An 11,454-nucleotide genomic window follows, 5' to 3' on the forward strand; every position below is an offset into this window, starting at 1 on the left:
ATTGACGATAGTCGCGAAACATTGAATGTAACCCCTCTATTCCAGCGATTAAGACTGTCCCCCATTCGTCGCGATAAACCTCGTTATCAGTGGACGTCGAGCTTACTGTGCGAGCGTCGAATCTGATTAAATCAGGAGTCGTTCCACAAGAACGCAAACTTCCTGCTCTGATGGTGTATCGCCAGCGAAATGAATGCGGTTAAGTAACGGAGCGACAAGGGGGGATTGTCCGTTCTGTTTCGACAGGTTGTCGCCGCTAAAGCTTCCCGTCTCTAACGGCTGCTGCTCGGGTTGCATTTGTTTAATTGCCATATCGACCAGAAATAAGGAGGGCCCTTCCAACGGCGGTAGATCGTCGAGGGGACCCGCTCTGCTCGGGCGACAATGGCGACGACGTTAGCCCTGCGCGACTTTTCATCTTGCTTTAAAGATGTTTCACACAGAAGTTAAGGTATGGCTATTCTTTAAGAATGGATAAAGTATGTTGTAACTAATAATGCGTTCCTCGTTTAGAGACAAAAAAGCCTGCGCATTCGCAGGCTAAGTTTAAATTGACTGAAAATTTGTCAGTTAATGGCTGGTATCCAGTTCAGGGAAGCTCTTCACCAGATCATCAATAGCTTTAATTTGCTGCAGGAATGGTTCCAACTTACTCAGCGGTAATGCTGAAGGTCCGTCGCAACGGGCATTATCCGGGTCTGGATGAGCTTCAATGAACAGTCCGGCCAGACCAACCGCCATCCCCGCCCTCGCCAGTTCCGTCACCTGACCACGACGCCCACCGGATGCAGCACCGAACGGGTCGCGACACTGTAAAGCATGGGTCACGTCGAAAATCACCGGAGAACCGTCTGAGACCTGTTTCATCACGTTGAAGCCCAACATGTCGACAACGAGGTTGTCGTAGCCGAAGTTACTGCCGCGATCGCACAGGATGACCTGCTCGTTGCCCCCCTCGCGGAACTTATCAACGATATTCCCGACCTGACTTGGACTGATGAACTGTGGTTTTTTTACGTTGATCACGGCACCCGTCTTGGCCATGGCTTCAACCAGATCGGTTTGACGCGCCAGAAACGCGGGCAGCTGAATAACATCAACGACTTCTGATACCGGCTGGGCCTGCTGTGCATCATGAACGTCGGTGATAATCTTCACGCCGAAGGTCTGTTTCAGTTCCTGAAAAATCTTCATCCCCTCTTCCAGACCAGGGCCACGGTAAGAGTTAATGGAAGAGCGGTTAGCTTTATCAAACGACGCTTTGAAAATATAAGGAATGCCCAGCTTTTGCGTGACGGTGACGTAGTGCTCGCAAATCCGCATCGCCAAATCGCGAGATTCGAGTACGTTCATACCGCCAAACAGTACAAAGGGAAGATTGTTGGCAACCGGGATATCCCCGACGTTTACCACTTTGTTATTCATACAGTTACCTTAATGTCGGATAAATCAAAAAACCAAATTCGCAGTTAATGCAACACAATGTCTTTCTGTTCGATGGAGTGTATCTGTACTTTGATCATGTCGCTGACAGGGTCTTCGGGACATTGTTCTACAAAGTAACTCAGGTCAGAGAGCGCAATATGGTCGCAATCAAGCTGAGCGTAGATCAATCCCCGGTCACGAATCTCGTAAGGGTCTTCCGGGTCGAATTGCAACACGGCCTCGCAGGCGCGCAGCGCCAGCTCCATTTGCTTTTCTTCCATCAGAGCGATTTTCAGCGTATCCAGCAGCTTGCGGACAATCATGACGTTTTCTGCTTCGTCCAGATCCTCATCCAGCAGGCGCGTTGAAGGGCCAATGTTCCCTTTCAACCAGACATCCAGCACATGCTCACTCAATGTGTCGCCGTTAAGCGGATTGATGAGCCACATCTCTTCGTCCAGCCAGTCGACGCGGATAATAAACTGGGTGGGGAAAATCACAGGCATCAACGGCAGATCAATCTGCTGAGCGATGTGCATAAAAATAATGCCCAGCGAAACCGGCATTCCCTGACGTGTGGAGAGAACTTTATCCAGCCATAACACGTCTGACAGGCGATACACGCCGCTCGCGCCGCCAAAGCCCCAAGCGCCAAAAAACAGCGCAATCAGATTTTCCAGTTTCTGTTCCGGGGCCAGATGCGTCGGGATAGCTTTCCGGGCTTCATCGACAAGGTGTTGCAGATTTCGTCGCACTTCCGTCGCAGAGAAGTCACAGCGTATTTCCTGGGAAACTAAGATTACCCCTTCACTCAACGGTGAGCGGTTGAATTCGAAATCGGCAATAGCACTCATAGGTATTCCATCAGCATAGGTAACTTGGTGATAATCCAGCGTTTTAAAGATAGCAGGCCCACCAAGGCAAACATTAACGCTATCCTGCTAATTTACTGTCGTCGTCATGGGTGTCACAACCCCCGGACGCGAGGCAGAATGTAAGTAATTATGCCAAACGGGCTCTCTCACAGCCAGCACTCCACGGATAGGGAGAGGCAAAATGAGCGATGAGTATCACTTTGTCGTCATTTGGGGTGAAAGGAGCATCACTTCGGCCAAAAACCCAACGAAACCCGATCGTTGCCGCCGTAGTCTTTGCAGGTTTCAACCCGAAGAAAACCGTGCTGTTTCAGTAAATCACGCACCGCTGCGCCCTGCTGCCAGCCATGTTCCAACAGTAATCCGCCACCGGGTAGGAGGTACTCGGGAGATGCGGCGATAATAACGCGCAAATCCGCCAGGCCCGCTTCGCCAGAAATCAGCGCGCTGCTCGGCTCGAAACGCACGTCGCCTTGCGACAAGTGGACATCTTCAGCGTCGATGTAAGGCGGATTACTGACGATGAGAGAAAAGCGTTGCGCCTTCACACCGGAAAACCAGCTTCCCTGAGTAAAACAGACGTTGCTGATGCCAAGCCGTTTGGCATTTTCCTTTGCTAACGTCACCGCTTCGGGCTGAACATCCACGCCCTGCACGCGGCAATCCGGCCGCTCGCTGGCGAGAGCCAATACGATAGCACCCGTGCCGGTGCCCAAATCCAGTATGTCGGCAGGCTCTGTCGGAAGGTAACTCAACGCGAGTTCGACCAGACACTCGGTGTCCGGTCGCGGTATGAGCGTGGCGGGAGAAACGTTAAGTGGCAGTGACCAGAACTCTTTTTGCCCGATCAGATAGGCGATGGGCTCACCGGCAACACGCCGTTCAAGCAGTTGCGACAGTTGCCGCTGCTCTGCCTCTGACAGCGTAGTTTCACCAAAGGCCATGATAAAAGTCCGCGCCTTCCCCGTCGCGAAACCGAGCAGAATTTCCGCATCGCGCCGGGGACTGTCGCTGTCCTGCAACCGTTGAATGGCCTGCTGCAGCCAGCTTTGATAATTCATTACTCTTGCTCGGACAATGCGGCGAGCTGATCAGCCTGGTACTCCTGCACGATCGGTTGGATCAGCATATCCAACTTGCCTTCCATCGCTTCATCCAGACGGTACAAGGTCAGGTTAATGCGATGATCGGTTACGCGGCCCTGCGGGAAGTTATAGGTACGGTTACGGTCGGAACGGTCACCGCTGCCCAGCAGGTTTCGGCGCGTCGACGCCTCTTCAAGCTGACGCTTTTGCACTTCTGCGGCACGAATACGCGCGCCCAGCACGGAAAGCGCTTTAGCTTTGTTCTTATGCTGCGAACGCTCATCCTGACACTCCACGACAATGCCGGTAGGAATGTGCGTGATGCGGATAGCGGAGTCGGTGGTGTTGACATGCTGTCCGCCCGCGCCGGAGGAGCGGAAGGTATCGATGCGCAAATCTGACGGATTAATCTCCGGCAGTTCGGCTTCCGGCACTTCCGGCATCACGGCCACGGTGCAGGCCGAGGTATGGATACGCCCCTGGGACTCCGTCGCAGGCACACGCTGCACGCGATGGCCGCCGGACTCAAACTTCAACTGTCCGTATGCACCGTCACCGATAACTTTAGCGATCACTTCTTTGTAGCCACCATGTTCGCCATCGCTGGCGCTGACCACTTCGACCTTCCAGCGCCGTGATTCTGCGTAACGACTATACATACGGAAGAGATCGCCGGCGAAAATCGCGGCTTCATCGCCGCCGGTGCCGGCACGAATTTCCAAATAGCAGCTACGATCGTCGTCAGGATCTTTCGGCAACAGCAGTACCTGCAGTTGCTGTTCCAGCTCTTCGCCCGCTGATTTTGCTTCGCTCAGCTCTTCCTGCGCCATTTCGCGCATTTCAGGATCGTCCAGCATCGCTTCCGCCGTCACGATATCTTCCTGCGTTTGCTGCCAGCGCTGGAAACAACGGGTAATGTCGGTCAACTGAGCATATTCCCGGGACAAAGCTCGAAAACGGTCCATGTCGGCAATCACGCCGGGATCGCCCAACAGCGCCTGGACTTCTTCATGGCGCTCTTGCAGTGCTTCCAGTTTGGCAACAATAGAAGGCTTCATGCGTGGTGTTATATCCTGTCGTTAATCGAAAAGGGTGAGAAGGATGCTAGTTCAAGCCGAGGCTGTCACGCAAAATTTGCAAACGGTCTTGATCGCCGTCGCGAGCAGCCTGCTGAAGAGAGATGGTTGGAGCATGAATTAACCGGTTTGTCAGGCGATACGTCAGTTCTTGCACGATAGCTTCTACGTCCCCGCCCTGCTGGATCGCCGCCAGCGCCTTGGTCGTCATTTCCTCACGCAACATATCCGCCTGAGAACGGTAATCCCGGATGGTTTCTACCGCCGTCTGCGAACGCATCCAGCCCATAAATTCCGAACTTTCCTGCTGCACGATAGATTCTGCCTGCACGGCCGCCGCTTTGCGTTGCGCCAGGTTCTGCTGCACGATCGCATGCAAATCATCCACGCTGTATAAGTAAACGTTGGGCAGCTTGCCAACTTCCGGCTCGATATCGCGTGGCACGGCAATATCGACCATTAGCATAGGTCGGTTACGCCTCACTTTGAGCGTGCGCTCCATCATCCCTTTCCCCACAATCGGCAACGTACTGGCCGTGGAACTAATGACGATATCCGCCTGTGCCAGTTGGCCGTCCAGTTCGCTTAGCGCGATGACTTCCGCGCCCACTTCGCTGGCCAGTACCTGTGCTCGCTCACGCGTCCGGTTGGCGATCCACATGCGCTTGACCTGATGTTCGTGTAAATGACGCGCCACCAGCTCGATTGTTTCGCCCGCACCGATCAACAGGACATTGACCTCAGACAACGATTCGAAAATCTGACGCGCCAGCGTACAGGCTGCAAAGGCAACGGATACGGCGCTGGCGCCGATATCCGTCTCAGTGCGAACGCGTTTCGCAACGGTAAAGGATTTCTGGAATAGACGCTCCAAATCGCCTGACAAAGAACGTTCACGCTGGGATTCGGCAAACGCCTTTTTGACCTGTCCGAGAATCTGCGGTTCGCCAAGGACTAAGGAGTCCAAGCCGCTGGCGACGCGCATCAGGTGGCTGACAGCCGCGTTGCCCTCATGCCAATACAGACTTTTACGGACGTCGTCCGTGCTAAGGTGATGGAATTCGCACAGCCAGTGGATGAGCTGTTCACGCCGATTTTCTTCGGCTTCTACGCTCAGGTAGAGTTCAGTGCGATTACAGGTGGATAGCAGTACCCCACCCTGTATCAGCGGTTGCTGTAACAGGCTGTGCAGCGCTGCTCCGAGTTTATCCTGCGAGAACACAATGCGTTCACGCAAAGAAACCGGAGCCGTTTTATGATTAATGCCAAGCGCGAGCAGGGTCATGAGTCTTTGAGTAATACCGATATTAGTATGGACTTCATCTGTGGGGGCATTCTACTTGAAGCCACCATTCAAGAAAAGTGAAGGGATCAGCCCCATTTACGGCTGTTGGCCATTTTTAGGCGGCGATAACAATGATTGACGATACACATGAAGCCCGCTAGCGTGACACCTTATCCCGCATTTTTCCTGTTTCAGAGGACGCCAAATCCATGTCAAAAAAACTTGTCCGTTGCCTGCAATTACTGCCTCTCGCGAGTATTTTGCTGACGGCCTGTAGTACGCGACAGCCAGAATTACCCGGGCAAAGTCCGACTTCCCCGCAGTGGCGACAGCATGAACAAAAAGTACAACATTTGAACCAATACGAAACCCGCGGGTCCTTTGCCTATATTTCAGATAGGCAAAAACTTTATGCACGCTTCTTCTGGCAACAAACGTCTGCGCAAAACTATCGCCTTCTTCTCACCAATCCTCTCGGCAGTACTGAACTGGAGTTAAAAGCACAGCCGGATAGCATCCAAATTACCGACGGACAGGGTAAACGTTACGTAGGTAAAGACGCCGAAGACATGGTGCGCCAGTTGACCGGGATGGATATCCCGATGAATAACCTGCGTCAATGGATTGTCGGCCTGCCCGGCGATGCCCAGCAGTTTACGCTCGACCAACACTATCTGCTGCACACGGTCACCTACCAGCAGGGCGGTCAGAGCTGGAACGTCAAATACCAGCAGTACACCGACAGCATTATGCCAATGCCGAAGAGCCTCGAATTAAGTCAGGGCGAACAGCGCATCAAGCTGCGAATGGACAGCTGGACGGTTCAGTAAGCCATGTCGACGAATAAAATAACCTGGCCGTCTCCGGCCAAACTGAATTTATTTCTCTATATCACCGGCCGTCGGGCCAACGGTTACCACGATCTGCAGACGCTGTTTCAGTTTCTGGATTATGGCGATACGTTGACCATCACGCCTCGCGCCGGAGAGACGATTTCGCTGTTGACCGACATGGACGGCGTTCCCGCCGAACAAAATCTGATCGTTCGGGCGGCCGCATTGTTGCAAACGTATTGCCGCCAGCACGACCGTCCCTTCTCCGGCGCAGACATCGCCATCGATAAACGGCTGCCGATGGGCGGCGGACTTGGCGGCGGTTCGTCAAATGCAGCCACCGTTCTGGTAGCGCTGAATTATTTGTGGGGATGCGGATTATCGCCCGAAACGCTGGCGGAGTTGGGGTTACGACTTGGCGCCGATGTCCCGGTGTTTATTCGCGGTCACGCCGCCTTTGCGGAAGGCATCGGCGAGGCACTGACGTTCGTCGAGCCGGAAGAAAAATGGTATCTGGTCGCCCACCCAGGCATCAGCATCTCGACGCCGGAGATCTTCAACGATCCGGATCTCAAACGAGATTCTCCCGTGCGCACATTGCAGTCATTATTGCTTATCCCTTCGCCAATGATTGTGAACCTGTAGCAAGAAAACGTTTTCGTGAGGTTGAACAGCTACTTTCATGGCTGTTAGAATACGCCCCGGCGCGCTTGACCGGCACAGGCGCTTGTGTGTTTGCAGAATTCGACACCGAGTCTGCTGCTCGTCATGTGCTCGACCAAGCCCCGGAAAATTTAAACGGTTTTATTGCTCGCGGTGCTAATGTATCCCCCTTGCAACAAACGCTTTCCGGACTACCCGAGGGTCGCTAAAAAACCACCGGCATCAGTGGTGTTTTAACGCTCTTTACCCATACCCGTATGCATATTCTTCCTACCCCAGTGGGTCGAGTATTTCTCTGGACGCAAGCTTGAGGTTCTTCTCGTGCCTGATATGAAGCTTTTTGCTGGTAACGCCATCCCGGAACTAGCACAACGTATTGCCAACCGTTTGTACACCAGCCTTGGTGACGCCGCCGTCGGTCGCTTTAGCGATGGCGAAGTCAGCGTGCAAATCAACGAAAATGTCCGTGGTGGTGATATTTTCATCATCCAGTCCACCTGCGCACCGACCAACGATAACCTGATGGAGCTGGTTGTCATGGTTGATGCTCTGCGCCGTGCTTCTGCTGGACGAATCACCGCGGTAATCCCCTATTTCGGCTATGCTCGCCAGGACCGTCGCGTCCGCTCCGCTCGTGTGCCTATTACGGCAAAAGTTGTTGCAGACTTCCTTTCCAGCGTTGGTGTTGACCGCGTTCTGACGGTTGACCTGCATGCTGAGCAGATCCAGGGATTCTTTGATGTGCCGGTAGATAACGTATTTGGTAGCCCGATCCTGCTGGAAGACATGCTGCAGCAAGATCTGGATAACCCGATCGTCGTCTCTCCGGATATTGGTGGTGTCGTTCGCGCTCGTGCCATTGCGAAACTGCTGAACGATACGGATATGGCCATCATCGATAAACGTCGTCCTCGCGCCAACGTTTCTCAGGTGATGCATATCATCGGTGACGTCGCGGGTCGTGACTGCATCCTGGTGGATGACATGATTGATACCGGCGGTACGCTGTGTAAAGCCGCAGAAGCGTTGAAAGAGCGCGGAGCGAAACGTGTGTTTGCTTACGCTACTCACCCGATCTTCTCCGGCAATGCTCACGACAACATCAAAAATTCTCAGATCGATGAAGTGATTGTCTGCGATACCATCCCGCTGGCTGATAACATCAAAGCGCTGCCGAATGTGCGGTCGCTGACATTGTCAGGCATGCTGGCTGAAGCCATTCGCCGCATCAGCAACGAAGAGTCCATCTCTGCCATGTTCGAACATTAATCGTTCACGTCAGTGATGTAAGAAAATGCCATCGGTTTTCCGATGGCATTTTTGTTGGTTCAGTACGACGTTGACGTGCGCTTAGGGAAGACGTTCTCTTCGACGGCAGCGTTTATCGAAATGCTTCACCCACCAATAGCGGTCAGACACCGAATCTCTCCCGCCGATACGTGCGCCGATAAGCCAGACGATCGCGCCGGAAAATATTCCCATCAGATCCAGATAGCGGCCCGAGCCCAGCAGGTGCCAGCCCGGTAGTTGGCTGATAATGGCGTAGGCGACGCTGGCGACCATCAGCACAAGGCCGACGCTCATCAGCAGATTTCCTGTCATTACGGCATGTTTGCGTCTCATATCCACCTCCTGTAAAGGTTTGACAGATAACGGGGATGTCCTGGCGGTCCCTCTTATTACTCAAAATTATAGGCGCTGGGCTATTCTCCGTTGCGTACGCGATCACAGAAAATGAATAAAAAATAGTCACTTTGACGACAATTTCTTTTCGGTGCTCAGACAAATGACGGCTTTGTGCCCCTCACGGCGGCAGTGATATTGGTGATCCCCTCCCCCGGCGTGTAAACTAGCGAGCCTGTTATTTGTCTCTGACTTCAGCGTTACTGGCGTAACGCCCTATCTGGAAAAGTATCGTGAGCAGTATCAAACTGATTGTGGGGCTGGCGAATCCGGGTGCTGAATATGCATCTACCCGCCATAATGCGGGCGCCTGGTATATCGACCGTCTGGCTGAATCCCACCGCCAGCCGCTCAAAGAAGAAAGCAAATTTTACGGTTACACATCGCGCCTGACATTAGCTGGGCATGACGTCCGTTTGCTGGTACCTACCACCTTTATGAACCTCAGCGGCAAGGCCGTAGCGGCGATGGCGACGTTTTACCGCATCCAGCCTGATGAAATTCTAGTCGCACATGACGAGCTGGATCTGTTACCCGGTGTCGCCAAACTCAAGCTGGGTGGCGGCCACGGCGGTCACAACGGCCTGAAAGACATCATCAGCAAGTTGGGGAATAACCCGAATTTTCACCGACTGCGTATCGGCATTGGCCATCCGGGTGACAAAAATAAAGTCGTTGGTTTCGTTCTGGGCAAGCCGCCCGTCAGCGAACAGACCTTGATCGATCAGTCTATTGATGAAGCTTTGAGCTGCACCGACATCATGATGCGAGAAGGCATGGTCAAAGCGATGAATCGGCTGCATGCCTTCAAGGCATCTTAAGGTTTGACGGGGTCAATCGCATAACGCCCCTGCATTTGTGTATAATTGGGCGTCATTTTCATATTCAAACAGGCTGTTGCATTAACAGTCTGATTAACAAGTTATTTAAGGTGATATAAACATGGGATTCAAATGCGGTATTGTTGGGCTGCCTAACGTGGGTAAATCCACCCTCTTCAACGCGTTGACTAAAGCAGGTATTGATGCGGCCAACTTCCCGTTTTGTACCATCGAACCGAACACCGGCGTCGTACCGATGCCGGATCCGCGTCTGGACAAACTGGCCGAGATCGTTAAACCGCAGCGTACCCTGCCCACCACGATGGAGTTCGTGGATATCGCCGGTCTGGTTAAAGGCGCCTCTAAGGGCGAAGGTCTGGGCAACCAGTTCCTGACCAATATCCGTGAAACTGAAGCGATCGGGCATGTTGTTCGTTGTTTCGAAAACGACAACATCATCCACGTAAACAACAAAGTCGACCCGGCTGACGATATCGACGTCATCAACACCGAACTGGCGTTGTCCGACCTGGACACCTGTGAACGCGCTATCCACCGCATCCAGAAAAAAGCCAAAGGCGGCGATAAAGACGCTAAAGCTGAGCTGGCTGCGCTGGAGAAATGCCTGCCGCAGCTGGAAAACGCCGGTATGCTGCGTGCCATTGACCTGAGCGACGAAGAAAAAGCCGCGATCCGTTACCTGAGCTTCCTGACGCTGAAACCCACGATGTACATCGCCAACGTCAACGAAGACGGCTTCGAAAATAACCCGTATCTGGATCAGGTGCGTGAGATTGCCGCGAAAGAAGGTTCAGTCGTGGTTGCGGTTTGTGCCGCCGTTGAAGCGGATATCGCCGAGCTGGATGATGAAGAACGTGACGAGTTCATGGCAGAGCTGGGACTGGAAGAACCGGGTCTGAACCGCGTTATTCGTGCAGGCTATGAGCTGTTGAGCCTCCAGACTTACTTCACCGCTGGAGTAAAAGAAGTCCGTGCGTGGACCATCCCTGTCGGCGCGACTGCCCCGCAGGCCGCCGGTAAGATCCACACCGACTTCGAAAAAGGCTTCATCCGTGCCCAGACCATCGCTTATGAAGACTTCATCACCTACAAAGGTGAGCAAGGCGCTAAAGAAGCCGGAAAAATGCGTTCAGAAGGTAAAGAGTACATCGTGAAAGACGGCGACATCATGAACTTCTTGTTTAACGTCTAAATAAAACTTGCTGTCTCATGAGGTTTCGCTGAATCTCAGAAAAACGGTAAAACTCTATAAAATCCACGCAATTGCGTGGATTTTTCATTTCACAATGTCTCAATTCATCTCGTAACAACGCTGTCAAAAATGAGTACATGGATGAGTACAACATTCTTCCATCTTCATTTTAAGTGAGTACAATAATGGTATAATAAATAAACAAGGCTCCGTTATGCTCACTGATACGCAATGCCGCACTGCCAAGCTGGACTGCCCCAGCCACGGTAGACAATCCTGCCCTATATTTTGAGCATAGGAGGAGCGTATGGGCACACCACGATTTACACCTGAATTTAAGGAAAAGGCCGTCCGGCAGATCACTGAGCGTGGCTATTCCGTTGCTGAAGTTTCCGACCGCCTGGGTGTCTCCGCACACAGCCTCTACAAGTGGCTACGCGCCATAAAACCTGATAATAGCGAGCAGCAGGTGTAGTCCCTCCGGTTTTTAGTGCT

At 52.8% G+C, this 11,454-nt stretch carries 11 protein-coding genes and 2 pseudogenes; 6 read left to right on the forward strand and 7 right to left on the reverse strand.

Features of this window, described 5'->3' with window-relative positions; translation table 11 throughout:
* Positions 1–126: 126 nt before the first annotated feature.
* The 6 genes from AU509_RS18025 to hemA form a co-directional block, all read right to left on the reverse strand.
* Positions 127–312 carry a hypothetical protein gene (locus tag AU509_RS18025; protein WP_139824064.1) on the reverse strand — a complete coding sequence of 62 codons (186 nt, stop codon included), beginning with the start codon at positions 310–312 and terminating at the stop codon, positions 127–129.
* Between the two features lie 258 nt (positions 313–570).
* Positions 571–1,425: a 3-deoxy-8-phosphooctulonate synthase gene (kdsA, locus tag AU509_RS15325; protein ID WP_094118750.1), complete on the reverse strand. Its 855-nt coding sequence runs from the start codon at positions 1,423–1,425 to the stop codon at positions 571–573.
* A gap of 44 nt (positions 1,426–1,469) precedes the next feature.
* Positions 1,470–2,279 carry an invasion regulator SirB1 gene (gene sirB1 / locus AU509_RS15330; protein ID WP_085652029.1) on the reverse strand — a complete coding sequence of 270 codons (810 nt, stop codon included), beginning with the start codon at positions 2,277–2,279 and terminating at the stop codon, positions 1,470–1,472.
* A gap of 248 nt (positions 2,280–2,527) precedes the next feature.
* Entirely contained in the window at positions 2,528–3,361 is an 834-nt protein-coding gene (prmC, locus tag AU509_RS15335) for a peptide chain release factor N(5)-glutamine methyltransferase (protein WP_094118751.1), read from the reverse strand.
* The gene (gene prfA, locus AU509_RS15340; protein WP_085652031.1) at positions 3,361–4,443 is read right to left on the reverse strand and encodes a peptide chain release factor 1; all 1,083 of its coding nucleotides are present in this window, start codon (positions 4,441–4,443) and stop codon (positions 3,361–3,363) included. The genes prmC and prfA overlap by 1 nt, the downstream gene beginning before the upstream one ends.
* 46 nt (positions 4,444–4,489) lie before the next feature.
* On the reverse strand, positions 4,490–5,746 hold the full coding sequence (hemA, locus tag AU509_RS15345; RefSeq protein WP_094118752.1) for a glutamyl-tRNA reductase: 1,257 nt from the start codon (positions 5,744–5,746) through the stop codon (positions 4,490–4,492).
* A 209-nt stretch (positions 5,747–5,955) separates the two neighbouring features.
* On the opposite strand from hemA, the gene lolB reads away from it, so the two are divergent.
* The 3 genes and pseudogenes from lolB (at position 5,956) to prs (ending at position 8,511) form a co-directional block, all read left to right on the forward strand.
* Positions 5,956–6,576: a lipoprotein insertase outer membrane protein LolB gene (gene lolB, locus AU509_RS15350; RefSeq protein ID WP_094118753.1), complete on the forward strand. Its 621-nt coding sequence runs from the start codon at positions 5,956–5,958 to the stop codon at positions 6,574–6,576.
* Positions 6,577–6,579: 3 nt separating this feature from the next.
* Positions 6,580–7,451, forward strand: a pseudogene (gene ispE / locus AU509_RS15355) (4-(cytidine 5'-diphospho)-2-C-methyl-D-erythritol kinase).
* 112 nt (positions 7,452–7,563) lie between these two features.
* Positions 7,564–8,511, forward strand: a complete 948-nt coding sequence (gene prs, locus AU509_RS15360; protein WP_139824065.1) for a ribose-phosphate diphosphokinase — start codon at positions 7,564–7,566, stop codon at positions 8,509–8,511.
* Positions 8,512–8,592: 81 nt separating this feature from the next.
* Here prs and ychH read toward each other — a convergent pair whose 3' ends face one another.
* Complete coding sequence (ychH, locus tag AU509_RS15365) at positions 8,593–8,865, reverse strand: stress-induced protein YchH (protein ID WP_085652036.1); 273 nt, start codon at positions 8,863–8,865, stop codon at positions 8,593–8,595.
* Positions 8,866–9,158: 293 nt separating this feature from the next.
* On the opposite strand from ychH, the gene pth reads away from it, so the two are divergent.
* The 3 genes and pseudogenes from pth to AU509_RS15380 all read left to right on the forward strand — a co-directional run.
* Positions 9,159–9,746: an aminoacyl-tRNA hydrolase gene (gene pth / locus AU509_RS15370; protein WP_085652037.1), complete on the forward strand. Its 588-nt coding sequence runs from the start codon at positions 9,159–9,161 to the stop codon at positions 9,744–9,746.
* A 121-nt stretch (positions 9,747–9,867) separates the two neighbouring features.
* Positions 9,868–10,959: a redox-regulated ATPase YchF gene (gene ychF / locus AU509_RS15375; protein ID WP_094118754.1), complete on the forward strand. Its 1,092-nt coding sequence runs from the start codon at positions 9,868–9,870 to the stop codon at positions 10,957–10,959.
* Positions 10,960–11,266: 307 nt separating this feature from the next.
* Positions 11,267–11,425 (forward strand): annotated as a pseudogene (locus AU509_RS15380) (transposase); the annotation flags it as partial.
* Positions 11,426–11,454: the final 29 nt, after the last annotated feature.

This window comes from Lonsdalea britannica (assembly GCF_002111595.1).
Classification (GTDB): domain Bacteria; phylum Pseudomonadota; class Gammaproteobacteria; order Enterobacterales; family Enterobacteriaceae; genus Lonsdalea; species Lonsdalea britannica.